The 26,345-nt window shown below is 43.3% G+C and carries 24 protein-coding genes; 18 read left to right on the top strand and 6 right to left on the bottom strand.

The window, feature by feature from the left end; genetic code table 11:
- Positions 1-240: 240 nt before the first annotated feature.
- The 10 genes from F0145_RS07520 to argH all read left to right on the top strand — a co-directional run bounded on the left by F0145_RS07520 (position 241) and on the right by argH (position 10,179).
- On the top strand, positions 241-1,026 hold the full coding sequence (locus F0145_RS07520) for a GNAT family N-acetyltransferase (RefSeq protein ID WP_150087705.1): 786 nt from the start codon (positions 241-243) through the stop codon (positions 1,024-1,026).
- Between the two features lie 97 nt (positions 1,027-1,123).
- Positions 1,124-2,311: an argininosuccinate synthase gene (argG, locus tag F0145_RS07515; RefSeq protein WP_150087704.1), complete on the top strand. Its 1,188-nt coding sequence runs from the start codon at positions 1,124-1,126 to the stop codon at positions 2,309-2,311.
- Positions 2,301-3,305, top strand: a complete 1,005-nt coding sequence (argC, locus tag F0145_RS07510) for an N-acetyl-gamma-glutamyl-phosphate reductase (protein ID WP_150087703.1) — start codon at positions 2,301-2,303, stop codon at positions 3,303-3,305. Before argG ends, argC begins: the two co-directional genes overlap by 11 nt.
- A 52-nt stretch (positions 3,306-3,357) precedes the next feature.
- A complete protein-coding gene (locus F0145_RS07505) occupies positions 3,358-3,729 on the top strand; it encodes a four helix bundle protein (protein ID WP_150087702.1) in 372 nt (123 codons plus the stop codon).
- A 25-nt stretch (positions 3,730-3,754) separates the two neighbouring features.
- On the top strand, positions 3,755-4,894 hold the full coding sequence (locus F0145_RS07500; protein ID WP_150087701.1) for an aspartate aminotransferase family protein: 1,140 nt from the start codon (positions 3,755-3,757) through the stop codon (positions 4,892-4,894).
- 1 nt (position 4,895) lies between these two features.
- Complete coding sequence (locus tag F0145_RS07495; protein WP_150087700.1) at positions 4,896-5,882, top strand: Rossmann-fold NAD(P)-binding domain-containing protein; 987 nt, start codon at positions 4,896-4,898, stop codon at positions 5,880-5,882.
- Complete coding sequence (gene argB / locus F0145_RS07490; protein ID WP_150087699.1) at positions 5,857-6,657, top strand: acetylglutamate kinase; 801 nt, start codon at positions 5,857-5,859, stop codon at positions 6,655-6,657. The genes F0145_RS07495 and argB overlap by 26 nt, the downstream gene beginning before the upstream one ends.
- A 76-nt stretch (positions 6,658-6,733) precedes the next feature.
- A complete protein-coding gene (gene proC / locus F0145_RS07485; protein ID WP_150087698.1) occupies positions 6,734-7,552 on the top strand; it encodes a pyrroline-5-carboxylate reductase in 819 nt (272 codons plus the stop codon).
- A gap of 57 nt (positions 7,553-7,609) precedes the next feature.
- Positions 7,610-8,686 (top strand): M20 family metallo-hydrolase, encoded by a 1,077-nt coding sequence (locus F0145_RS07480; RefSeq protein ID WP_223815875.1) that lies wholly within the window; start codon positions 7,610-7,612, stop codon positions 8,684-8,686.
- 158 nt (positions 8,687-8,844) lie between these two features.
- On the top strand, positions 8,845-10,179 hold the full coding sequence (gene argH / locus F0145_RS07475) for an argininosuccinate lyase (protein WP_150087696.1): 1,335 nt from the start codon (positions 8,845-8,847) through the stop codon (positions 10,177-10,179).
- 30 nt (positions 10,180-10,209) lie between these two features.
- Here the strand turns inward: argH and F0145_RS07470 are convergent, their stop codons facing one another.
- Both F0145_RS07470 and F0145_RS07465 read right to left on the bottom strand, forming a co-directional pair.
- Positions 10,210-10,887: an HD domain-containing protein gene (locus F0145_RS07470; protein WP_150087695.1), complete on the bottom strand. Its 678-nt coding sequence runs from the start codon at positions 10,885-10,887 to the stop codon at positions 10,210-10,212.
- Positions 10,888-10,890: 3 nt separating this feature from the next.
- Positions 10,891-12,057, bottom strand: a complete 1,167-nt coding sequence (locus F0145_RS07465) for a hypothetical protein (protein ID WP_150087694.1) — start codon at positions 12,055-12,057, stop codon at positions 10,891-10,893.
- A 335-nt stretch (positions 12,058-12,392) separates the two neighbouring features.
- On the opposite strand from F0145_RS07465, the gene F0145_RS07460 reads away from it, so the two are divergent.
- The 4 genes from F0145_RS07460 (at position 12,393) to F0145_RS07445 (ending at position 15,080) form a co-directional block, all read left to right on the top strand.
- Entirely contained in the window at positions 12,393-13,004 is a 612-nt protein-coding gene (locus tag F0145_RS07460; RefSeq protein WP_150087693.1) for a hypothetical protein, read from the top strand.
- A gap of 15 nt (positions 13,005-13,019) precedes the next feature.
- Positions 13,020-13,766, top strand: a complete 747-nt coding sequence (locus tag F0145_RS26810) for a serine hydrolase domain-containing protein (protein ID WP_150087692.1) — start codon at positions 13,020-13,022, stop codon at positions 13,764-13,766.
- A 38-nt stretch (positions 13,767-13,804) separates the two neighbouring features.
- A complete protein-coding gene (locus F0145_RS26805; RefSeq protein WP_262719628.1) occupies positions 13,805-14,200 on the top strand; it encodes a serine hydrolase in 396 nt (131 codons plus the stop codon).
- Positions 14,201-14,534: 334 nt separating this feature from the next.
- Positions 14,535-15,080, top strand: a complete 546-nt coding sequence (locus F0145_RS07445) for a DUF4468 domain-containing protein (protein ID WP_150087690.1) — start codon at positions 14,535-14,537, stop codon at positions 15,078-15,080.
- Positions 15,081-15,185: 105 nt separating this feature from the next.
- Here F0145_RS07445 and F0145_RS07440 read toward each other — a convergent pair whose 3' ends face one another.
- On the bottom strand, positions 15,186-15,404 hold the full coding sequence (locus F0145_RS07440; protein WP_150087689.1) for a hypothetical protein: 219 nt from the start codon (positions 15,402-15,404) through the stop codon (positions 15,186-15,188).
- 778 nt (positions 15,405-16,182) lie between these two features.
- Here F0145_RS07440 and F0145_RS07435 point away from each other — a divergent pair.
- Entirely contained in the window at positions 16,183-16,491 is a 309-nt protein-coding gene (locus F0145_RS07435; RefSeq protein ID WP_150087688.1) for a hypothetical protein, read from the top strand.
- Between the two features lie 94 nt (positions 16,492-16,585).
- Here the strand turns inward: F0145_RS07435 and hrpB are convergent, their stop codons facing one another.
- Complete coding sequence (gene hrpB, locus F0145_RS07430) at positions 16,586-19,132, bottom strand: ATP-dependent helicase HrpB (protein ID WP_150087687.1); 2,547 nt, start codon at positions 19,130-19,132, stop codon at positions 16,586-16,588.
- Positions 19,133-19,577: 445 nt separating this feature from the next.
- Between hrpB and F0145_RS07425 the strand changes: the two genes are divergently transcribed.
- Positions 19,578-19,841 carry a hypothetical protein gene (locus tag F0145_RS07425; protein WP_150087686.1) on the top strand — a complete coding sequence of 88 codons (264 nt, stop codon included), beginning with the start codon at positions 19,578-19,580 and terminating at the stop codon, positions 19,839-19,841.
- 135 nt (positions 19,842-19,976) lie between these two features.
- Here the strand turns inward: F0145_RS07425 and F0145_RS07420 are convergent, their stop codons facing one another.
- Positions 19,977-22,412, bottom strand: a complete 2,436-nt coding sequence (locus F0145_RS07420) for a TonB-dependent receptor domain-containing protein (protein ID WP_150087685.1) — start codon at positions 22,410-22,412, stop codon at positions 19,977-19,979.
- A 523-nt stretch (positions 22,413-22,935) separates the two neighbouring features.
- Here F0145_RS07420 and F0145_RS07415 point away from each other — a divergent pair.
- A complete protein-coding gene (locus tag F0145_RS07415; protein WP_150087684.1) occupies positions 22,936-23,208 on the top strand; it encodes a GNAT family N-acetyltransferase in 273 nt (90 codons plus the stop codon).
- A gap of 265 nt (positions 23,209-23,473) precedes the next feature.
- Entirely contained in the window at positions 23,474-24,010 is a 537-nt protein-coding gene (locus F0145_RS07410; RefSeq protein ID WP_150087683.1) for a YceI family protein, read from the top strand.
- Positions 24,011-24,148: 138 nt separating this feature from the next.
- Here F0145_RS07410 and F0145_RS07405 read toward each other — a convergent pair whose 3' ends face one another.
- Positions 24,149-26,335, bottom strand: a complete 2,187-nt coding sequence (locus F0145_RS07405) for a xanthine dehydrogenase family protein molybdopterin-binding subunit (protein ID WP_223815874.1) — start codon at positions 26,333-26,335, stop codon at positions 24,149-24,151.
- Positions 26,336-26,345 lie beyond the last annotated feature (10 nt).

Raw genomic sequence — 26,345 nt, 5'->3', positions numbered from 1 at the left:
ATTACATTTGCCGCAAATTTAATGGAGAAATATACCACATATCGCAACTTCTTTGCCGCTGCACCTTGCCCCAAGGTTGTGTCGTCTCCATTTATCAATCCTGCGTATAGACAGGTCTACCCCTTGCGGGCGTAGTCTGTTCCGGGCGACCTACGTAGTTGCCCTCTTTCCAACTTCTTTATTGTTTATTTAATTTTCCTGAAGCAGGATTTTATTCATTTTTAATTTTTTTTAGATCAGATGATCCAAAATAATAAATCTGTTAATGCCGAACAATTTTTGCCACCACAGGTTGATGCAGATTTTATCATACAAGTTGCCACCGCCGACCACACCCATTATGCCCAGATTATTGTGGATGAAATGGAGTCCTCGGCAAAGCTGCGCGGTACCGGTATTGCCAAGCGTTCGCCGGAATATATTAAAGAAAAAATGCTCGAAGGCAAAGCCGTAATAGCTTTAAGCCACGATAATGTGTGGGCAGGTTTCTGTTATATCGAAACCTGGGGACACGGCGAGTACGTGGCTAATTCGGGTTTAATTGTATCGCCTAATTTCCGGCAAAGCGGTTTAGCCAAGCGGATTAAAGAAAAAATATTTGAGTTATCGCGGAAGAAATATCCGCACGCTAAAATATTTGGTTTAACCACTGGTTTGGCGGTTATGAAGATTAACTCCGACCTGGGCTATAAACCGGTAACCTACTCGGAACTTACCAACGACGAAGAGTTCTGGAAAGGCTGCCGCAGTTGTGTTAACTTCGATATTTTAACGGCCAAAGAGCGGAAAAACTGCTTGTGTACGGCCATGTTATACGACCCGGCGGAAGAAGAAAAAAATAAGGCTAAAAACAGCATTAAGAATTCGGAGCCGGGTAAGAAAGAAGATAAAGGCCTTTTGGATTTTGTAAAGAATTCAAAGCTTTATGAGCGGTGGATGCAGATTAAGCAGCACGTATTGTTGCGCGAACGTAAAAACAAAGGCATGATGCACTCGTTGCGTACTGTTTTGAACAGTTTGTTTTAGTGGTTTATATTTGCGTTTAGTTAAAATAATATATTAGGTACAGGTAATGCGCAACAAGCCGTTATTACCTGTACTAAAACCCTATCAACCTTTCTACATGAAAAAAGTGGTATTAGCCTTTAGTGGCGGCCTCGACACCTCGTATTGCGTTAAATATCTTTCCGAAGAGTTAAATCTGGAAGTTTATTCGGCTATTGTAAACACCGGCGGTTTTTCTTCCGACGAACTAGCCGAAATTGAGCGGCGGGCTTATGCCTTAGGCGTAAAGCAACACCTTACCCTGGACGAAACCGGAGATTATTATAATAGCTGTATTAAGTACCTGATTTTTGGTAACGTTTTAAAAAACAATACTTATCCGCTTTCGGTTAGTGCCGAGCGCGTGTACCAGGCTTTGGCCATTGCCCGCTACGCCAAAGAAATAGATGCCGATTACGTAGCCCACGGTAGCACCGGCGCTGGCAACGACCAGGTACGTTTCGACATGATATTTAATATCATGATTCCGGATATTCAGATATTAACGCCAATAAGAGATTTGAAATTATCGCGCCAGGAAGAAATTGATTTCCTGAAACAACACGGCGTGGAAATGAATTTCGAGAAAGCGGCTTATTCAATTAATAAAGGTTTGTGGGGCACGTCGGTAGGCGGTAAAGAAACGCTTACTTCTTATGGTTACTTACCCGAAGAAGCCTGGCCAACCCAGGTTACCAAACAAAACCCCGAAGAAGTAAAACTGCTTTTCCAGAACGGCGAACTAAAAGGTATTAACGATCAGCAATTCGAAAATTCGGTAGAAGCCATTCAAAAACTGAACGAAATTGCCGCTCCTTTCGGTGTGGGCCGGGATATTCACGTCGGCGATACGATTATTGGTATTAAAGGCCGGGTTGGTTTTGAAGCCGCAGCCCCCATGGTTATTATTAAGGCGCACCATGCCCTGGAAAAACACGTGCTTACCAAATGGCAGCTTTACTGGAAAGACCAATTAGCGGTGTGGTACGGTAACTTGTTGCACGAAGGTCAGTTCTTAGATCCGGTAATGCGCAACATTGAGAAATTTTTAGAAGATACCCAAGCTACTGTTAGCGGCACGGTAACCGTAGGGCTGGCGCCTTACCGCTTCTACGTCGTAGGCATTGAGTCGGCTCACGATTTAATGTCCTCTAAATTTGGTTCTTACGGCGAAATGAATAACGCCTGGACCGGCGAAGACGTGAAAGGCTTCTCTAAAATATTCGGTAACCAAACCATGATTTACCAGAAAGTAAATGAACGCTAACCAAACCTCCGGCCAGAAAGTACGGGTGGGCATTGTTGGGGGTGCTGGATATACCGGGGGCGAATTATTACGCATTTTGTTGCAGCATCCCAACGCCGACATCAGCTTTGTGCATAGCTCCAGCAACGGTGGTCGTCCGGTTTACTATGTCCATACTGATTTGCTCGGCGAAACCGAACTAACTTTCAGCACCGAATATTCCGATGCAGTAGATGTAGTATTTCTGTGCGTGGGCCACGGGGCAGCTAAAAAGTTTCTGGAAGGGCAAAAATTTCCGGCAGCGGTTAAAATTATTGATTTAAGCCAGGACTTCCGCTTAGCGCCTACGGCTAATTTTGATGGCCGTACGTTTGTGTACGGTTTACCGGAGTTACAAAAAGAGGCAGTTATTAACGCCGAAAATATTGCCAACCCTGGTTGCTTTGCTACCTGTATTCAGTTGGCTTTATTGCCATTGGCCAGCCAGAACAAACTAAATGCGCCGGTGCACATCAGCGGTATCACCGGTTCTACGGGAGCCGGGCAAAGTTTATCCGAAACCAGCCATTTCAGTTGGCGCGAAGGCAATATTTCGACTTATAAATTATTTAACCACCAGCACCTGCACGAAATCAGGCAAAGCTTAGGTCAGTTGCAAACTGCCGAAATTCCGGCCATTAATTTTGTGCCGTACCGGGGCAATTTTACCCGGGGAATATTGATCACGGCTTATTTGCAGAGCAACTTAACTTTGGAAGAAGCCAGAGCGCTTTACAACAGTTACTATCAGGCGCATCCGTTTGTGCATATTTCGGCCGTTAACCCGCACTTAAAGCAGGTGGTTAACACCAATAAATGTATTCTGCACGTGGATAAGGTTGGTGATCAACTCGTTATTATAAGCATGATTGATAATCTGGTTAAAGGCGCTTCCGGCCAGGCGGTACAAAACATGAATTTGCTTTTTGGCTTGGAAGAAACGGCTGGTTTGCATCTTAAGCCATCAGGATTTTGATTTAGGTTTTACGTATTACGTTGTACGTCGTACGTTTTCTTAATCAAAGTCTATGCAGAATTATAAGAGTTTAAAAGTTTGGCAGGATGCGTACCAACTGACTTTACATGTTTATCAAAAGTCAAAAAGCTTTCCTAAAGAAGAAATTTACGGTTTAACCAGCCAGATTAGGCGAGCCTGCATTTCAATACCAAACAATATTGCGGAAGGCTGCGGCAGAAATACCAACCTGGATTTTGCGCACTTCTTACAAATATCTTTAGGCTCAACCAATGAAGTTGATTATTTGAATTTACTTGCTAAAGATTTAGGTTATCTGTCTTTCGAAGAATATTTAGAATTAGACGAACAACTAAATAAAATTAGAGCCAAGCTAATAAACCTGATACAGCAAGTGCGAAAAAATAAAAACGTAGAACGTTAAACGTACCACGTACAACCTAAAAAACATGAAATTATTTGACGTTTATCCCCTTTTCGATATTACCCCGGTAAAAGCCGAAGGCTCTTACGTGTGGGATGAGAAAGGCACTAAATATTTGGATTTATACGGCGGGCATGCGGTAATTTCCATTGGCCACAGCCACCCCCACTATGTGCAAAAACTAACGGAACAGCTAAATCAGATTGGGTTTTACTCCAACTCCGTTAAAATTCCGCAGCAGCAGGAATTAGCCGATAAATTAGGAGAACAATGCGGTTACCCCGATTACAATTTATTCCTGATAAATTCTGGGGCCGAAGCGAACGAAAATGCGCTGAAAGCGGCTTCGTTTTATAACGGCCGCAAAAAAGTAATTTCGTTTAGTAAATCTTTCCACGGCCGTACTTCGGCCGGCGTAGCTGCCACCGACGATAAATCGATCCAAGCGCCTATTAATAAAGGACACGAGGTACTGTTTTTACCGTTGAACGATGCTGCTGCCCTGCAACAGGTGCAAAATCCGGAAGAATATTGTGCGGTTATTATTGAAGGAATTCAGGGGATTGGCGGCGTTTATACGCCTACCGCTGAATTCCTGACACAAATTCGCGCGTTCTGTGACCAGCACAATATTATTTTAATTCTCGATGAAATTCAATCGGGTTATGGCCGTTCTGGTAAATTCTTTGCCCACCAATATTCAGAAGTAAAAGCCGATATCATTACCATGGCCAAAGGTATGGGCAACGGATTCCCGGTGGGCGGTATTTTACTGAGTCCTAAATTTGAGGCGAAATACGGCATGCTGGGCACTACTTTTGGCGGCAACTATTTGGCCTGTGCGGCTTCTATTGCGGTGTTAGATGTGCTGAAAGACGAGAACCTGGTAGAGAATGCGGCAGAAGTTGGTAATTATTTAATTGAGAAGTTACGCCAGGTAGAAGGTGTTTTAGAAGTGCGCGGCCAGGGTTTGATGATTGGGGTAGAAATGCCTTATCCGGTAGCTGATTTGCGGAAAGAACTCTTAAATGAATATAAAATATTCACGGGTTCGGCCTCGAACAAAAATACGTTGCGTATTTTGCCAGCCCTGAACCTGAAAAAAGAAGAAGCCGATATTTTCCTCGAAGCTTTTTCAAATGTACTGACGAAATCTCTAGTTTAGCATGAAATTATTCACGTCTGTTAATGATGTTACCGATTTATCCGGGTTGGTGAAGGAAGCTTTACACTTTAAGCAAAATCCTTTCGCGCATAAAGAACTGGGCAAAAATAAAACGTTGGGTTTAATATTTCTGAACCCGAGTTTGCGTACCCGCCTGAGCACCCAAAAAGCCGCTTTGAACCTGGGCATGGAGGTAATTGTAATGAATATTGATAAGGAAGGCTGGGCGCTGGAAACCCGCGATGGCGTAATCATGAATGGCACCACCGTAGAGCACATCCGGGAAGCAGCCGGCGTAATGGGTGAATATTTCGATATTCTGGGTATCCGCTCCTTCCCTGGCCTGCAAAACCGCGAAGAAGATTACAGCGAAGATATTCTGAATAAATTTATCAAGTTCTCCGGCTTACCTTTGGTTAGTTTGGAATCAGGTACCCGCCACCCGCTGCAAAGTTTAACCGATTTAATTACGATTACGGAACATGCCCCGCAGGGCCGCCGGCCAAAAGTGGTATTAACCTGGGCACCGCACGTAAAAGCCTTGCCGCAGGCCGTACCTAATTCTTTTGCCGAGTGGATGTGTAAAGCCGATGTAGATTTTACCATTACGCACCCCGCAGGCTACGAACTGGATACCCAATTTACCCAAGGTGCTACCATTACTTATAACCAGGAAGAAGCCCTACAAGACGCAGATTTTATTTACGTGAAAAACTGGTCATCGTACCAGGATTACGGTAAAGTAATTACCACTGACCCCAATTGGATGCTGACCCGTGACCAGTTGGGCGTTACAAATCAGGCCAAAGTAATGCATTGTTTACCGGTGCGCCGCGATTTAGAATTAGGCGCCGATATTCTGGATAGTACCGATTCGTTGGTAATAAAAGAAGCCGGTAACCGGGTGTGGGCTGCGCAGGTGGTTTTAAAAAGAATGCTGGAAGCCAATATAAAACAAGCCGATGAAAGACGCTTTACAGGTAGTTAAAATTGGTGGTAACATCATCGACGACGAAGCCAAACTAAATTCTTTTTTAAAAGACTTTGCCCAACTAACCGGCCCAAAAATATTGGTGCACGGCGGCGGTAAAATAGCTACCGAAGTAAGTAAAGGCTTGGGCATTGAAGCCCGCCTGGTAGATGGCCGTCGCATTACCGATGCCGAAACGTTACGGGTAGTTACCATGGTGTACGGTGGCTTGGTAAATAAAAATATTGTGGCCAAACTACAGGCTAATAATTGCAATGCCCTGGGTTTAACCGGAGCCGATGCAGATATTATTCCGGCTACCAAACGCCCGGTGAAGGATATTGATTATGGTTTTGTGGGTGATATTACCGAAGGCACTATTCCTGCCAAAACTTTAAAGCTTTTACTCGAAAATAATTTAACACCCGTAATAGCCCCGCTTACCCACGATGGGCAAGGCAATTTATTAAATACCAACGCCGATACCATTGCTTCAGCTTTGGCTGTAGCTTTATCCGGGCACTTCGAAACCCGGCTCACGTATTGTTTCGAGAAGAAAGGCGTTTTAACCGATATTAATGACGATAATTCGGTTATTCATCAGATTACGAATAACCAATATACCTCATTAAAAAACGATGGCACCATTGCGCAGGGCATGATTCCGAAACTCGACAATGCTTTCCGGGCCATAGCGGCCGGTGTAACCTCCGTTTTTATTTGCCACGCCGATGATGTATTGCCTATTCTGGAAAAGAAAGCAACCGCCGGTACCGAATTAGTAAATAGCTAAAGGTAAAATTATAAACTTGGTCTAACGAAATTGCCCGCTTAATTTTAGCCGGATTTAAACCTATTATTTAATAGTAATGAATACTAAAAACGAATCAATCGCCATATTGGGCGGTGGCAATATTGGTCTATCGTTGGCCAAAGGATTAGTTAAATCCGGGAAATACGAACCAGGCCAAATAATTATTACCCGCCGCAACCTGCGGGCGCTAGCCGATTTAGCCGAAGCTGGTTACCAGGTAACCGAGGATAATGTGAAAGCAGTTCAGTTTGCGAATATTGTGGTATTAGCCGTGCTGCCGCAGCAACTAAATATTCTGCTGGATAATATTAAAGAGGCGGTAGCGCCGGAGAAGCATTTACTTATCTCGGTAGCTTCGGGCGTAAATGTAAGCGATATTACTAACCGTTTAGGCAAAACAGTAGAAGTAGTGCGGGCCATGCCCAATACTGCTATTGCCATTCAGGAGTCTATGACTTGTATTGCCTCCCAGAATGCTTCTTCCGATAATATAACTAAAGTAAAAGAGCTGTTCGATACAGTGGGCGAAACCATCGAAATTCACGAAGAACTCATGACTTCGGCAACGGCGCTATGTGCTTGCGGCATTGCGTTTTTCTTGCGGGCTATCCGGGCAGCTTCCCAGGGCGGCATCGAAATTGGTTTTCACGCGGCCGAAGCCTTGCACATGGCGGCGCAAACAGCCAAAGGGGCAGCCGCGCTTTTACTCATTAACAACAGCCACCCCGAAAACGAAATCGATAAAGTTACTTCGCCAAAAGGCTGTACCATTGCCGGCTTAAACGAAATGGAGCATTCCGGATTTAGCTCCGCGCTGATTAAAGGTATTCGCCAATCTTCGGTTAAAGCGGGCAACCTTTACGTAAACGATTAAATTCCGGGATATTTAGGAAAAATGGTTGAAAACAAATATTCAAACCAAATTAATACATTGGCAGAAAACCAGCAATTAGCTTTTCTTTACCAGGAAGCCTTAGGTTTGTTGAAAGATTTGATTGCGGTTCCCTCTTTTAGTCGGGAAGAAAACCAAACGGCCGACCTGATAAATAATTTTCTGGTTCGCCACGGCATACCTGCTCAGCGGCAACTAAACAATATTTGGGCCTTCAACCAGCATTATAATCCGGCGTTGCCCACCATACTCCTGAACTCGCACCACGATACCGTGAAGCCCAATAAAGGCTGGACCAAGGACCCTTTTTTTCCTTTAGAAGAAGATGGCAAATTATTTGGCTTGGGCAGCAACGATGCCGGAGGTTGTCTGGTTTCGCTCATAGCTACTTTCCTGTATTTTTATCCGCAAAAAGACTTACGATATAACCTGGTTTTAGCCGCTACTGCCGAGGAAGAAATTTCGGGGCGTAATGGCATTGAGCGTATCTGGCCCGATTTAGGGAATATTCAGTTTGCCCTGGTGGGCGAACCTACCGAAATGCACCTGGCGGTCGCCGAAAAAGGTTTGTTGGTTTTGGATTGTATCGCCACCGGCAAATCCGGCCATGCGGCCCGGGAAGAAGGCGAAAATGCCATTTACAAAGCCTTGCCGGATATTAACTGGTTTCAAACCTACCAATTCCCCAAAGTATCGGAATATTTAGGGCCGGTAAAAATGAGTGTAACGGTAATTCAGGCGGGTACGCAGCACAACGTAGTGCCCGACCGCTGTAGCTTTACGGTAGATGTGCGGGTAACCGATAGCTACACCAACGAAGAAGTACTACAAATAATACAGGAACAAGTTGCCGCAGAAGTTACGCCCCGCTCCACGCGGTTGCGATCATCCAGCATCGATAATAACAGCAAAATTGTGCAAGCTGGTTTAGCGCTCGGGCGTAGAACCTACGGCTCCCCTACCACTTCCGACCAGGCTTTAATACCAGTTGCTTCCTTAAAAATGGGTCCCGGCGATTCGGCCCGCTCCCATACTGCCGATGAATATATTTACTTACGAGAACTGGAAGAAGGAATTGACTTATACATTAGGCTTTTAAGTCAGGTGGTATTTTAGGTGGTATGTTGAGCGTTTTACGTGATACGTTACCATAACTGTATAATCAGAAAGAACCATTATTTAACTAAATTGCCCGCTCAATTAATATATAACTATTTTTTAAACCGATTACTTACAACGTAAAACGTACCACGTAATACGTTCAACCTCACAACATGAAACTCTGGCAAAAAGCAACGGCAGTAAAGCAGGAAGTAGAAGAATTTACCGTGGGCAAAGACCGCGAACTAGATTTATTATTAGCGCCTTTTGATGTGCTTGGCTCTCTGGCGCATACCCGTATGTTGCATTCTATAAACCTGATGACGGCCGAAGATTTAGATCTGGTACACCAGGAATTAAAAAATATTTACCGGGAAATTCAGAGTGGAAAGTTTACCATTGAAGAGGGCGTAGAAGATGTGCATTCGCAAGTAGAACTGCTGCTGACCCGCCGCATTGGCGAAGCCGGCAAAAAAATTCATAGCGGCCGCTCCCGCAACGATCAAGTTTTATTAGATCTTAAATTATTTATCCGGAGCGAAATTCAAAATACAGTTGAAGAAATAAAAGAACTTTTCTACCAGCTAATATCGCTCAGCGAAGAACACAAAGATAAATTGCTGCCCGGCTATACGCACCTGCAAATTGCCATGCCCTCGTCGTTTGGTTTGTGGTTTGGGGCTTACGCCGAAAGTTTGGTTGATGATTTACTCTTGCTGCTAGCGGCCTATAAAATCAGCAATAAAAATCCGTTGGGTTCGGCGGCCGGTTATGGTTCTTCGTTCCCGCTTAATCGCCAAATGACTACCGATTTATTGGGGTTTGATGCGTTGAACTACAATGTGGTGTATGCCCAAATGGGTCGCGGCAAAACCGAACGAAATGTAAGCAGCGCTTTGGCTTCGGTGGCTGGCACATTGGCCAAGCTGGCCATGGATGCCTGTTTGTACATGAACCAGAACTTTGGCTTTATATCTTTGCCCGAAGAACTGACCACCGGCTCCAGCATAATGCCTCACAAAAAGAACCCCGATGTATTTGAAATTATCCGGGGTAAATGCAACAAACTGCAAGCCCTGCCCAACGAAATTGCCCTAATTACGGCTAACCTGCCCTCCGGTTACCACCGCGATTTACAGGTGGTAAAAGAAAGCTTTTTGCCGGCCTTCCGGGAATTGCAAAGCTGCCTCAGCATGATGACGTTTATGCTCAAGAATATTATTGTAAAAGATAATATTCTGAAAGATGAGAAATACAGCTATTTATTTAGCGTGGAAGTAGTAAATAACGAAGTATTGCAGGGCGTACCTTTCCGGGAAGCTTACAAGAATGTAGGCAGTGCCATCGCCAATGGCACCTTTGTTGCTCCCGAAGCCGTAAACCATACCCACGAAGGCAGCATCGGTAACCTGAACAACAATAATATTATTGGGTTAATGAATGAGGTAATGCAAGGATTTAATTTCTTGCAAGTTACCAAAGCCCAGGAAGAACTGGTAGCAGATTAACTGCTGCCAGTTCAAACAATATTTTCAGCGCTAAATTTTTTCTTCTTTTTCTAATTCCACATTAATATTCCATTCCTGGTAAAACTGCTCCAGAAAATTAAGCATATACTGGTGGCGGTCTTCGGCTAATTGCCGGCCGGTAGCCGTATTCATCCGGTCTTTTAACAAGAGCAATTTTTCGTAAAAGTGGTTTATGGTTGGTCCGGTATTTTTTTTGTAGGCCGCAAAAGAAGTATGGTTTTCGGGCAAAATATTAGGGTTGTGCATTTCGCGGTGCTTAAAACCACCGTAAGCGAAAGCCCGGGCAATGCCTATGGCTCCAATGGCATCTAAACGGTCCGCGTCCTGCACAATGGCTCCTTCCAGCGTGCTCATAGGAGTATTTACCCCGGCACCTTTAAAAGAAATTTCGTTAATAATCTGGCATACCGGCGCTATTACCAATTCGGGAACTTGCAATTTTTCTAAATATTCCCGCGCCATCTTTTCACCAACGGTTTCGTCGCCACCGTAAAACTTCCAGTCGGCTACATCGTGCAATAAGGCACCTAGCTGCACCACCAACAAATCTGCTTGCTCGTTTTTTGCCAAATACAAAGCATTTTGCCAAACCCGGTATATATGCCACCAGTCGTGGCCAGAGCCTTCGCCGGCGAATTTTTCTTTTATATAATCGGCGGTAGTAAGTATTATTTCTTCTGGCTGCATCTATTACTGAATAATATTTGCCCGTTTAAATTCTTTTGTCTCGTCGAATAATTTGCGGTAAGTAATGTGGGTCTTATATTTTTTAGCGCCAATCTGCTCTACTACCCGTATCATTTTGGGGTTAAAATCCCCGATCCAGTTCATAATATAATCTGTGTAAGGTATTTTACCTTTATGAAAATAACCTCTTGCGGATGCCATTACCATAGCCGCCTCTACCCCTTTTCGTTGGTGATCCGGGGCAATGCCAAATACAATTCCAACAGCCCGGGTTACCCCGCCGCGCCATTTATAATAGAGAAACTTTAATTTACCAATTAAATCCAGCTTTCCGTTTACGTGTTTAAACAACTGGTTTAACTCCGGAATAGAAATAAAGAAACCAACGGGTTCAGTTTTATAATAAGCAAACCACATAATTTTCTCGTCCATAATGGGCTTCAGCTTGTTCATGATAACCTGGGCCTGCGCCACCGACATTTCCTTTACGCCCTGGTGTTTAGCCCAGGCTTGGTTATAAACCACCCGGAAGTCTTCGGTAAATTTCTCCATATTTTTCTTTTCCATGTGCCGGAAAGAATAATCCGGGTTGGCTAAAATTGCGTCTGCCCTGTCGGTAAATTTTGCCGCAACATCGCCTTTAACCGCCCGCTGATAAGTATACTGGTTAAAATAAACCTGAAAGCCGTAGTTCTCGAAAAGCTGCCGGTAATAAGGAAAATTATAGTTAGTGGCATAAGACGGGGCCGAAAATTCTTCTACCAATAAGCCCCACCAACGGTCGCGGTCGCCGAAATTAATAGGGCCATCCATGGCTTCCATGCCGCGCGCCTGCAGCCAGTTTTTACAGGCATCAAATAATATATTGGCTGCTTGCTGGTTGTTAATGCAATCGAAAAAACCCATGCCACCGGTAGGTTGCTCGTTTTTGCTAGCCGTTTGTTCGTTTACAAAAGCTGCTACCCGGCCTATGGTTTGGTCTTGACTATCTTTTAATAACCACCGGATGCAGGCTCCTTTGCGCAACAGCTTGTTTTTTTTAGGATCAAAAACAGCCTCAATATCGTTGTCTAAAGGCCTGACATAATTAGGATCATTTCTGTAAAGCCTGACTGGAAACAAGATAAATTCCCGGGCGGTGGCAGCGTCGTTTACTTCTATTAATTGCATGAAAAAGCTTAAGAAATCCGGTTTGAGCCTGAAAATTAATTAAAATAAGTTTATACCGGTATCCCAAATTACATTTAAGTAGAATTAAATATTTCAACTTAATCAAATACAGGTTTAAACGTTTTGCTCTTTGCCTTATATAATGGCATAGTTACTCCTATTAATCCGGCAAAAAATTACTGCTCTTCCTTTACCAGAATAAAATTTACTATCTTTTTAAATTATAATTTGAAGTACAAAAAATATATAAATCAATATTTTTAATTTGAAAAATATAAATTATATTGCTTTTGAGTGCTTTTGGAACTGCGGATAAATAGTAACTCTTTAATAGCATGATAAAATGTAGAATAATTGCCCTTACGCTGCTGGGCTTATTAACTGCTGCTATGGCAAAGGCGCAACAGCAGCGGCCACTTTCAATAGCGGTGCTGGCTAATGCAACAGCCTTGCCCACCCGTACCGGCGAAATTTTCCGGTCAGTTCATCCTGGCTTGGCAGTGGGCACTGCTTTTCGGTACAACCAGAATCCGGTAAATCAGTTATCCCAAACCTTAAAGGTAGGTTATGTTTACCACCAGTTTGTGCAGCATTCGGTGCAGGTCTATTCTGAGCTTGAATATAAAAGATTAATACGCCAGCGGGTAAGCTTGGCCGGGGCTTTAGGGGCAGGTTATGTTCATATATTTTCGGCTACTCAGGTTTTCCGGCGCAACGAAAATGGCGGGTACGAAGAAAAACCAAACTGGGGCCGTCCGCAAGTTATGGGCACCCTGGCCTTGGGGCTCGGGTATTTATTAAACCCAACCAGTGACAAGCCTTTGGAAATATTTGCCCGTTATCAGTTCTGGGTTGAAGCACCTTTCGTACGCCAGTACGTTCCGGTTTTGCCAAATACAGCCTTGCACCTGGGCCTGAACTACCCGCTTTTTAAGAGAAATAATTAATTAACGCCTGTTCTTATGCTTAAGTCTGTTTCAAAGTTATTGGCTTTACTCCCGTTGTTTTGCTTACTAAACTGCCACGAACCCGTAATTAAACCTACCGATATTTGTACGAATGCTCCCGGCACAGCCAATCACCCCAAAGCGGCTGTTTACCAAAGCGTAATAGATAAATATATTAAAGCGGGTTTGCCAGGCATTGCCGTACTGGTACGCGATAAAAGTGGTACCTGGGCCGGGAGCGGCGGCCAAGCCGATATTAAGGAAAATACCCCGATGCTGCCCTGCCACATTTCTAAAACGGCCAGCCTTACCAAAATATTTATTGCAACGCTAGCCCTTAAACTGGCAGAAGAAGGTAAAATAAACTTAGACGAGAAAATAGCGGAAAAGCTGCCCGCCAATATTATTTCAAAAATTAAAAATGCCGAAACGGCTACTTTGCGTAATTTGCTCAACCACACCAGCGGCATTTATGATTTCAGTAATAACAATAATTTTTACCTGGCTTTATTAAACTACCCTACCAAAAAATGGAAACCGGAAGAACTGCTGCAATTTGCTTATAACCAGGAAGCTAAATTCCCGACAGGTACTTCATCGGGCTATTCTAATACCAATACCGTTTTGGCTACCATGGTAATAGAGGCTGTTACTGGCCAAAGCCACGCCGCTTTACTCCGCGAAAAAATTCTGGCACCACTGGGGCTATCCTCTTCTTATTATTACTGGCAGGAAGAACTCCCGGCCCACGGCGTGGCCTAGGGTATTTTGATTTATATAACAACAATACCTTAATAAATGTGAGCAGTTATAATACGGGCACCTGTAACGGGCTAAATGGCTTATACTGCAATGTTTTTGATTTACAGAAATTTATAGATGCTTTACTCCGGCACAAAACCTTACTCAGCCAAAGTTCTATTAATACCATGCTTACTTTCGATGATTTAATAGAAAATCGCAAGTACCTGGGTTTGGGCTTGTTTAAAGATTACATTGATGGCAATTTTAAAGAAAACGAATTTGGCTACGGGCACCGGGGCCGCGATTTAGGTTACAGTGCCGATATGTTTTATTTCCCGAACCAGGATGTTACGATTACCTTACTCGTAAATTATGGCACCAACGCCGAAAGTAATTTACAGGATACTTTTCTGGATTTCCGTTACGAAATAGCCGATAAAGCAGTTCATTAAATATTAAAACAAGAAAGTTGAATTTACAGCAGGATAAAGCTAATGCTGGTACCTTTTTTGTTTATAGCATTACGCATGCAACTTTAAATGAAAGTTTAATAGCAGGTAAAATGGCTTTTTCTGTTAAAAGCAGTTTTGTTTTCCTTTAAACTGAAGTGGCTATTCAGGATTAATATTCATTACTTTATATATAATTGTTTACTTTATTCGTTATATTCTTAATAAAGTAATTAGCTTCTATTTAAGAATGTTAGAACTACTACGTTAAAAATATTGCAATAATTACTATATATTAAATTTCTAATAATTATCTTTACGCATTAAATTAATATTCATGCAAAAATTGTTATTTTTATTACTTCTACTTCCGTTTAGTTTGCTGGCACAACCCGCAACCACCTTACCCACCGATGCTGCAACCGGCAGATTTGTAGTTACCGACCTGGTAACAGTACCGGGCTTATCGCAGCAAGATTTGCACGACAAAGCACAGCAATACCTGACAAAATCTTTTAAGGCACCATCCTCTGTTATACAAGAAGATAATGCAGATAAAATTGTTTTTAAGGGGTTCCGGAAGTTAAACGTAAAAACCGATGATATAAACACTAACTACCCGCTTCATTATATACTTACCATTACTTTTGAAGAAGGTGCTTACCGGTTTATAGCTACTGATTTTTCGCCTGATGCCATTAATTATTACACCCCCCAATCTTTAAAACACCCGGATCAGTTAAAATTTAAAAATAAAAAAGAAAAGCAAGCCTACCTGACAGTATACAACACTTATATAAATGGTATGCAAAATGTTGGCAAAGACTTGCAAACGGCCATTAAAAGAAGTTTAGTAGCCAAAGCACCCGTAAAAAGAAGATAGAAGATAAAATATACCTATACCCTATACCCACAAAAAACCCGGACCTTAAAATCCGGGTTTTTTATTGCACTGTTTATCGCTTAAAATACAACTGCTGACTTTGAATCAGGTTTTATGTTCCTGAAAAGGCTCCGGAAATGGTTGCCAGGCCCTAACCATCGAAAAGCTGTAGGTTGGTGCATTGGGTGCATCGTTCAATAAAATACGGTTATTTTCTATGTACCAGCACGGCACCACCGATGTCTTGCCATTCAACTCAACGGTAGCCAAAATTCTTTGGTGTTCTTCCGGAGTTTTATCTTCATTTTTTATCCAGTTAATCATCTCTAAAATCTTTAATTGCCTACTATTATAATACTGCCTATTAATATAAATCGCAGCTACTTATACATCAGCTAGATACTAATTTTTAACTGAAAATGTTACGGCAAATACTTATACAAAAAAATTAAATACGTATAACATTTTACAAAAAATACTTAAGGGTAGGGCAAAGTTTCAGATACTTAAACTTTAGCTGGCATAAAGGTTCATACCAACGCAAATTAAATAAGGATCTACAATTACGTAATAGCTTATAAATAGTAGTAAGCTTAATTCTCCTCTAGTATTTAAGAGCAAGGTTTAAATATTAATCAAAAATATTTGAGTGAATTATGCCCAACACCATTTAGCTGGTATTTACAAAGTAGAAATCTTTTTGCCTGTTGCTTAAAGTAGGATGCAACTTTACAAAATATTAAATACTGCTTAAATATTAATTTCAAATTTAAAATTCCTCCTTTAAACCCTTCCCTATTTAATAAACTCCGGATAATGTACTAAAACCTACATCTTTCTGTTTTTCAACAGCTTCTGCAATAATATTACCTGCAAGCTAAGATGATAAAGAATAAATAAATTTAATATTGTTTTAGTACAATTAATTAAATATCGAATATTTTAGATTTAAAATAGGTTTTAATTGGATTTATTTAATTTTTTTTGAATTTTTATGGTATCTACAATAAATACTTTTATCTTCGAGCTCGTAAGTAATTTAGTGCATAATCTAAGTAAAAGTGATATGATAGAGGTTAATACTTTAAGCTTTAGACTAAGATTGGAAAAAAAAGCAGCCAATCCGGAGAATTGTTTAGGCAATTACTTTTATGTGTTATTTTGTGAAAGTCCTTTTGATGTAAGTAAAACCTTTTCAGAAGAATTCTTGTCAGATTTTAATTCTGTACCTTTTTATAATTTTAATGATGCGGCCCGGTTTGCCGAGGACATGGCTAATTATTGGGAAAAACAAATATTGGAAAATCCCAAACTAGATATTACTCGTCTGGAAGAACTGACCGATGTGTGGCGCTATTTGTCGCTGAAGATTAAACCACAGGTAAAAGAATTAGAAGCTGTAACAGCATAATCATTTGGGTTTAATAACTTAAGTGGCCGTATTGTAGTTTTTAGAAAACAATATTAAGCTATACTTAATTGGTGAAAGGCCACAGTAATTTAGTTTACTGCGGCCTTTTTTTTGTGCCCCGGGTAGGCGGCGCCGAAAGCGGATCTTCGGGCCAATGGTGTTTGGGGTACCTGCCCCTTAAATCTTTTCTTACTTCAAAATAGCCATTGCGCCAGAAACTACGCAAATCGCGGGTAACCTGTACTGGCCTGGAAGCCGGCGATAGCAAATGAATCAGCAAGGGCACGCGTCCGCCTGCTATTTGTGGCGTATCTATCATCCCAAATACTTCTTGTAACCGCACCGCCAATACCGGGGATTCTTTAACTGTGTAATCTAAAGCTATAAGCGAACCGCTGGGTACTTCCAGGTGCGTAGGTGCCAACTTATCCATTTCCTGTTGTTTTTCCCAGGATAAATTAGCTAGTAAGAGTTGGGTTAAATTTAGCCGGGCTACTTGCTCCCACGATTTTAAGCCTTGCAGGTGCGGCCTTAACCATTCGTTTAAATTAATAGTTAAAGCTTCATCCGAAACATCCGGCCATTTTTCCGGCTCCAGGTAATGCAAAAAAGCTAAGCGCTGCCGGGTATTCTGGGCCTCACCGGACCACGGCAGGCGGTTAATACCTTTATCCCGTATTACTTGTAAAAGGGTTTCAACTAGAATTTCCGGGTCAGGGTTTTGCAGCGGACTTTCTTCCAGCATTAAAGCACCCAGGGTTTTAACTTGCCGGGCCACAATTCTTTCGGTCTGTGCATCCCACCGCACCTCTTGTTGCTGATTTATTTGGCCCGCAAAATATTTCAAAATTTCGGCTTTGGTTAAGGATGCCACCAAGGCAACCCGCGGCTGACTGCTATTATCGAGGTGCGCTACTGCGTAAAATTCCGATTCATTAAATAATTCTGTATGTAAAGCGGCTCGTTGGCCGGTAACTAATTTTATGCGGCCGGAAGTTTCTTTCTGGGCCAGGCGATCAGGATAAGCCAAACCGGTGAGCAAACCAATTGCATCTAAATCTATAGGGCTTTCGGGTTCGCGGAGGCGCTGGCGCAAACTCCGGGCTTGTTCGCGTACCCGCCGCAAGGTATTGGCATCAACAACAAACCCTGGTGTTTGCAAAGACTTACCAGCCAAAATTTCTAACCGGAGTTGCAAATCAGGCAATATTTGGTCGCGGACGAGCCCGATAGCTTTTAATATATCCCGCTCGGCTAATAAAGCGGCTAGGCTACAAGCTGTATTCCCCAATCCCAGTTTGTGGCCACGCCGTACCAAGTGCCCTAAACGGGGCGGCAGGCCCAGCGCAGCCAACTCTTTACCGTGTTTGGTGGGTTTGCTATTTTGGTCCAGCGCTTCGAGCCGTTGCAATAAATCGCGGGCTAAACTTACTGCCGCAGCGGGTGGCGCATCCAGCCACTTTAAAGCCATTGGCTCTTTAATTCCCCAGATTGCCAGTTCCAGCATTAAGCTGCTTAAATCTGCCTCACAAATTTCCGGCGACTGGCGGGCCGGTAACAGTAATTGCTCAGCCGAGGTCCATAAACGGTAACAAATACCCGGACCTAAACGACCCGCCCGGCCCCGGCGCTGATCGGCTGCAGCTTGCGATACCAGTAACGTAATTAAAGTAGTAAGGCCGGAACGCGGAATAAATTTAGCTACGCGGGCGTATCCGCCATCAATTACAATTTTTACGCCTTCTATGGTTAAGCTGGTTTCGGCAATGCTGGTGGCCAATACTATTTTGCGCCGGCCCAGTATTGCCGGCTGAATGGCGGCTTGTTGTTGCGCCAGCGAAAGTTCGCCGTGCAGCAAATGTACATCTGCTTCCGGGGGCAACTTGCCTTCTAATTGCTGGTTTACCGTTCGCATTTCGCCTAAACCCGGTAAAAATACGAGCAAATCACCTACGGGATGTTTTTGTAAAGCTTGCTGGATATATTTGGGAACAAGTTGCTTTAACTTTTCGCCCGGACGATTGCCAGCCGCGGCCACTTCGGCCGGTGTGGCATAATAAGTTTCTACCGGAAACATCCGCCCTTCGCTCCGAATAACCGGCGCTTCCAACCAATTACCAACTGCGGTGGCATCCAGGGTAGCACTCATAACCAGCAGCCGTAAGTCGGGCCGTAGTACCGCCTGCGCATCCAGTGCCAACGCCAATCCTAAATCGGCTTGCAAACTGCGTTCGTGAAACTCATCAAAAATAATAGCTGCAATTCCTTCCAGGGCAGGATCATCTTGTAGTAAACGGGTTAATATTCCTTCGGTAACTACTTCTATCTGGGTTTGTGCTGAAATAGCCCGTTCCAGGCGCACCCGGTACCCCACCGTTTGGCCAACTGGTTCGTTTATTAAATCGGATAGCCGCTGGGCCGCCGCTCTGGCCGCTAAACGCCGCGGTTCCAGCATAATTATTTTGCCGCCCTGCCGCCAGGCGGTATTTAAAAGCGCCAAGGGCACCAAGGTGGTTTTACCGGCTCCGGGCGGCGCTTCTAACACCACGCGGTTTTTATTTTCCAAAGCTTCTACAAGCCGCGGGAGCGCTTCTTTTACGGGTAAATCTGGTAAACTTAAATTAAATTCCGAAGTAGACATTGCCCCGCAAAGTTCCGAAACAAATCTTAACTTCAGCAAAAATATATAACCTGCCGGCCAGATAATTTTAGCGCAGCCTTATCCAGAATAAAATAATTTAAGTTGCTATTTAATATTCTAAAATGCAACAAAGATTTTACGGAGTTGCTGATGAAGCTGTTTAGTATTTCGGTTTTAAATAGAATAAGCTGCCATTGGTGGTGTTATCACCGCCGATTCTAAAGCTTCCGGCAGACTACTTGCTGGTACCTCCACAGTAAGGGCAGCGGTTTTCTCCAATTATCCAAATGCTAAACAGCTTCGATATAATAAATGTTACCTAATAAATTTTACGTAGCTTAAATATTTAAATTATTGGCAAATTCCTATTAAATCTTTCCAGTATCTAGTAAACCAATATTTTTGCTGTAATTTTAGATGAATTTGAAATTCCCGATCCCGCTAGATGTTAATTATAATAGAAGCTGCCGTAATTATATTGTTGGGCCTTATTTATGTGGTCCGGGAACGGAAACGAAGAATAAAAAAATATCGGTCTGGAGATATTATTTGGGTACGCCAAAATTTATTTAATCCCCAACGAGGCGTTCTGTGTAATTGGGATGAAGCTTCTTTCAGCTACATCCCCGATGAAAGCGATGAATTAATTGTAAAGAAATGGATTTTTTTAGCCCGGAATGAGTCTTATAAACAACGCCAAAACAATTAGAAAAATCAAAACCAAGTCGCATTAATTAATTGCCATAGGTTAAAACCTCACAGGTCTCAAAGACCTGTGAGTTTTATTCAAAAGCTGGAATAAAAACATTTTTATTACCCTTAATGGCTCTGGTATATTTATTAGCTAGCGGTCACCTTTGTCGTCGTTGGTAATTTTTTTGCTTTGTTTGCCACCAGCCGTCATTTGGCCAAAGCGCCATTCAAAAGTTAACCGTACCGAACGGTTAAAGAATAGCGAACGATTATCGGCGTAAAAAGTGGGCGCCGCTTGTTCCCGGGTTTGCCGCACGCCCCGCACAAACGGATTATTCAGTCCGAGATTCAAGCTGGCTTTCTTATCCCAGAATTCTTTTTTAAGCGCCAGGCTGTGCCAGTAAAATCCGGAATTGCGGCCTTGCAAACCAATCCAGCCGGAGCTGAAAAAACCATTGGCTTGCACCGCGTAATTTTTAGGCAGCTTATAAGAGGTATTCGTATTTAAATTCCAGACCCACCCACTGTTTTGCTGATTCAGGCCGGTACTCGTTAGGGCTACGTGGCGCAAATTAATTCCGCCACTCAGGTTCCAGTTTTTATTTGGTTGGCCCGAAGCGTTTAAGTTTAACCCGTAAATATTGCGCTGGGCAATATTTTGGGGTTGGTTAACCGATACACCTTCTGTATTGACGGTAGCCAAGTATTCAATCGCGTTATCGGTATAATTCCAGTAAAGAGCACTGTTAACTGATAAACCTTTTTTGGTGTTCAGGTTATAAGCCAACTCCGAGGCATGGTTTAGTTCGGGATTGAGGTATGGGTTACCGGTAATCAGGTTCAGGGTATCGGTGCGGTTTACCCAGGGGTTCAGGAACCAAACCAGCGGCCGTTGAATACGCTGCGTATAACTTATTTTAACCGTGTGGTTCTTAATACCTTTCGATAAAGTAATACTCGGAATCAGGTTTTGGTAGTGGTCTTTGATATTTGATTCTATATCCACATCGTTTAAAAACCTACCTTCAATATTGGTTTGTTCTAAGCGGGCGCCGGCGTTTAAACTCCACTTTTTCCGGCTTTCGAGCCGCAACGAGGCATAACCCGAATATACCCGCTGAAAATAATCAAACTCGTTCGAAAGGTTGGGGTTAAATAATAATTCACCATCGCCGCCGGCAGCCTCTTTTACCTCGTATTCGCTGCCAATATCGCGCCGGATGGTTTTTAAGCCAATTTCGAGTTTAAGGTTGGTAGTATCGCGCCGGCCATATATTTTAAATGGGTGGGTGTAGTCGGTTTGCATGGTATATTCTTTGTTGCGGCTATAATTAGAACTGTGCTGCCGGAAGGTAATTTCATTGGTGCTGGAGTACGTATCGGTTTCGTAAAAATAATTATCGGGCATGCGGCTAAACTGGCCCAGCAAAGAGAATTCTCTATCTTTTTGTTTGAAATTTTTGGTATAACCTAAATCCAGTTGGCCATTGCCATAAGGATTGTAAAAACGGCTATTGTTGCGGAAAGCCGCCAATTGGTTACCTGCCGGGTTAAATAATGTACTTTGCATGGTATTATCGCTCGGGAAATTGCCGCCCCAAACATTAGCCGCAAAATTCAGCCTACTTAACGAATCCAGGTCGTAATCCAAACTCATTTCGCCGTAACCGCCTGTAGCAATATTATCGGCTTGGTTGCGCTGGTATAAAATATTTAAGGGCGAACCGTTTTGCAGGGTTGTGCGGGTAAGGGTATGTTCCCGGCGGTTGCGGTTCTGGTAGCCGGTGGCTTTTAAGGCAAAACTTATTTTCTTTTTGTTGTAGTTCAGGCTGGTACCCAAACTGCGGTTATAATTGCCGGCGGTTACGGTGGTGGTGCCGCTAAAGCCCTGCATACCTTTTTTGGTAATAATATTTATAACCCCCGCCGATCCTTCGGCATCAAACTTAGCCCCCGGATTGGTAATTATTTCTACGGATTTAATAACATTGGCCGGCATTTGCCGCAGGGCATCGGCCAGGTTACGTGCCATCATAGCCGATGGTTTGCCATTGACTAACACCTTAATATTGCTGTTGCCCCGCATTTGCACATTGCCGTCCAGGTCTACGGTAAGGGTGGGTACTTTACGCAACACATCGGCGGCCGTACCGCCGGCATTCGAAATATCTTTTTCGGCGTTGTACACCAGCCGGTCGCCTTTGTCTTCTACCAAGGCTTTTTGGCCGGTTACCTCTACCGCACCCAGCATTTTAGCTTCCGGACTTAGTTTAAAATTTTTTAGTTGCAGCGCAGGATTATTGGCCGTAAGATTTACCGGCAGTTTCTTGGTACTATACCCAATAAAAGATAATTCTAAGGTAAATTTACCTAAAGGCAAATCCGACAACAGAAAATTACCATTACCATCGGCTGTGGTGCCGGTTAATATTTTGGTGCCGTCTTTTAAGGTAACCGTTACATACGGCACCGCTTTCGCCGAAACAGAATCGGTAACCGAACAGGAAATTTTGCCAATGTTGCCCACCTGACCAAGTACTAGCATAGGCAGCAGGAACAGCAATAAAATGGTGAAAGATTTTTTCATAGTTTTGGTAATATTTGGGTGGCTAATACGAGCATTCAAAAATTATTAAAACAGAAAGGCTGTTGCTTGCCGGTTATCTGCCCCTCATCTTTACCAACCTTTACCAAAACCAAAATAGCCCTCCGCACGCCAGATGCGGGTACGGTACAGTTGGTTGCTTCCGTCCATCGGGATCTTATATTTTTCTTATTCAGACACTGGCACTTACCAGAATGGTTATTAATTTTTATTAAGTCCTGAATAATGAAAGCTTACTTGTATCCTAAGCTACAATCTAAAATTGCCGAAGTAAAACCAGAGTGAATGAAAGCCCGGGCAGAAGGAGTGAATTGTAGGAATATTAACTTAAATAAACAGAGTTGCTTAATTTTGCATTACCATCTAGTTGATAGATTATCCGTATAAAAATCAGCTTAGAATTTTACCTGCATTTTTTACTAATGAGATGGCGTTTAGAGCTTCTTAGTTTGGGAAAATGCTTGTCGCTTAATATTGCTCTAAAACTTTTTCTGAATTGATTAATATGAAGGTTATTCATGATCCGGCCGATTTGCGTTTTTACGCCGAAGTAAACGGCGATGAAGCCGAACTAACGTATACCTACCCCGAAGAAACGGTGCTGGATTTAGATTACACGTATATTCCCCCTTCGGCCCGGAACAAGGGTCTCTCTGACCAATTGGTACAAGCGGCTTTGGATTTTGCCCGTGAACAGAAATTCTTGGTTATACCTTCCTGCCCGGTAGTAGAAGCTTTCGTAAAACGCCACCCCGACTACCAGGACTTGCTTACCTAGTGCTTCGCCAAATTAAATATTAGAAATTATAAATGATTATCAAATTTATATTGAACCTAAACCCACTATTAGCAACCAGGATGGTGTAGCCAGCTAAACTCAAAATCAACCACAAGTAGCTATAGATAAAGGCTTTGCCGCAGATAATTTAATTTTAATGGAACAAAATTTACAAACTTACTGTATAATACCTAACACTGTTAGTTTTTAATACAACATTATCATATCTTTGTTTTTCTAAAAATTTTAACCTTATAAATCTAAAATGTCAGCAACAAAATGGTCTTTAGACCCATCTCATAGCGAACTGGGCTTTAAAATAAAGCACTTAATGATTTCTAACGTTTCCGGAAAGTTTACCAAATTTGATGTAGAAGCAGAAACGGAAAATAATGACTTTACCCTTGCAAAACTGGTAGCAAACATAGATGTAGCATCTATTGATACCAGCAACGAGCAACGCGATGCCCACCTGCGCAACGCCGATTTCTTTAGCGTAGAGGCGCACCCAACTATGAAATTCGTATCAACCGGCGTTGAGAAATTAGACGATGAAACATATAATCTTTACGGCGATTTAACTATTAAAGACACCACTAAGCCGGTAAAACTATCGGTAGAGCACAGCGGCGTAGCCACCGACCCCTGGGGTAATGTAAAGGCCGGTTTTTCTATTAGTGGCAAAATTAACCGGAAAGACTGGGGCATTAATTACAATGCAGCCCTGGAAACCGGCGGTGTTATGTTAGGCGAAGAATTAAAAATTCAGGGCGAAGTACAGTTAGTAAAGCAAGCTTCTTAATTTATAGTAACTATTATTTATGCTAAAAAGGCGGTCCGGTATTCGGGCCGCCTTTTTAAATATTTAGAGCGTACTCTTTTAAATATTATTAAGCCTGGTAAGTTTCTCTTCGGTTCGTTAGCAATACTGCAGTTGAGTTTATTTATTTTGTATACTGGCTTTTTTCAGGTGGGCTGCCAGCCCCTGGGGTACTAAAGGCAAAGTTTTAAGTTTAACACCCGTCGCATCAACAATAGCATTCCGGATAGCGGGGGCAATTGCCACAATGGGCGCTTCGCCCGCGCCCGCCGAAGGTAAGTCGGGGCGGTTTACCTGAATTATCTGGATAATGGGGGTGTCTTTAAAACGTGGTACCCGGTACTGGGCAAGGGTTGGGTTCAAAATTTTACCATCCTGAAAATCTATAGCTTCGAACAAAGCACCGCCCAAACCCTGCACAATAGCTCCTAAAATCTGGTTATCTAAATGCTCCGGGTTAATAATGGCGCCGCATTCAAAAGCAGTAGTGGTACGGATAACTTTTACTTCGCCGCTGTTGCGATCTACGGCCACTTCGGCGCAGGTAGCAGTGTAGCCGCCTTTTTCAGTACCGCCGGCAATTCCATAACCATGATCTTTAGGTGGTTTGTTTTTGCCCCAGCCAAATGCTTCGGCTGCCTTTTGGAAAACTGCGCGCAAACGAGGCTCCTGCAGGTTCTGCAACCGGAATGCCAATGGATCTAGGTTAGCTAATTGCGCTAAATCGTTCATCTGGGCTTCCAGCGCAAAAATATTAGCTACGGAAGCTAAGCCCCGGTAAGAGCCCTGGTTTAAAGGAGAATCTGAGGGGTGATAGGCGATTTGCTGGTTGGCTACCTCGTAGGGCATGCGAATACCGGCTCCACCGGAATTATAATTATGAAAATCCCAAGCGGTTATGGTGCCATCATTTTTAACACCGGCATTTACTTCTATTACGCCGGCCGGCCGGAAATAAGCCCAGGTGAATTCTTCTGCTCGCGTCCAGGTAAGTTTTACCGGTTTCTGGGCAACTTTGGCTAGCTTGGCTGCTTCCAGCGCGGCTTCGCCAGTGTGCTTGCCACCGTAAGCCGAGCCGGTATCGGGCATAATTACCCGCACTTGTTCTTCCGGAATTTTAAAAGCTTCGGCCAAATCATTTTGCACACCAAAAGGCCGTTGGGTTCCCGTCCAGACGGTAAGTTTTCCGTTTTCCCATTGGGCCAAAGCAGCCCGGGGCTCCATGGGCACATGCGCAATGTAATCAACGGTGTAAGTATTTTGGAGGGTTTTATCGGCAGCTGCTAATCCTTGTTTCAGGTCGCCTTTGGCGCCGCCACCATTTCGGCCACCGGTTTGTACGCCGGAGGCTTTTTCTTTTAAGTACGTGAATATTTCGGCACGGGCGGGCTGCGCCGAAGTTTTCCATTGGGCTTTAATGGCCGCAATAGCTTGATTAGCCGTGGGCAAATCCGGCGCAGCCACCCCTACAAAATCGCCTTCGTGTACTACGGTTACCCCTTTTATATTTTTTGCTCCGGTTAAATCTACGGCTTTAAGAGAAGCCCCAAATGCCGGCGGCCGCAATATTTTACCATACAACATGCCTAGCAGCTTCATATCCGAAACGTATTTGTGCCGGCCGTTAATAAAATCGCGGCCATTTACTTTCGGTACCGAGGTACCGGAAATTTTCCATTGGTTAACCGGCGTGGCTGCTGCATTATCCGGAATAATTTGCACTAATTGCTTGCCCTTAACTATTTCGCCGTAGCTCAGCTTTTTATTACCGGTCGGCAGCAATATTTTTCCGTCGGCCAGTTTCAAATTATTTTTATTAATCTTATGCTCCTGGCTGGCCATTTCTAAGATGGCTTCGCGGGCGGCTATAGCGGCTTTACGTAACTGACTGCCCATAGCCGGTGTACTGCGGCTGCCAAAAGTACCGGCATCGTACGGCACCTGATCAGTATCGCCCATTACCATTTGTATAGCAGCTACGGGCACCATCAATTCTTCTGCCACCACCTGAGCCAGCGAAGTTCTAATATTTTGTCCTACTTCTACTTTACCGGTAAAAACAGTTATGGTGTTGTCTTCGGCAATATGCAACCAGGCACCTATCTGATCGGTCGGATTCTTCTTATTTACAGAAGTTGCATTTTCTGGCGAGGCCAACACCGTTGTATCTTGCCAAACGAAAGCCACCGCTAAGCCGCTACCCAGCCATTTAAAAAATTTACGGCGGCTTATTATTGACCCGGTAGTGGCAATTGGTTCTTCTGTTTCATGGGTCACGAATGCTGTTACTGATTCTTGAGGCTTCATGGCTAATTGA

It is taken from the genome of Adhaeribacter rhizoryzae (genome assembly GCF_008629685.1).
Lineage (GTDB): Bacteria > Bacteroidota > Bacteroidia > Cytophagales > Hymenobacteraceae > Adhaeribacter > Adhaeribacter rhizoryzae.
Note: the sequence above shows the minus strand (reverse complement) of the source record. Positions and strands in the feature narration are given on the sequence as shown.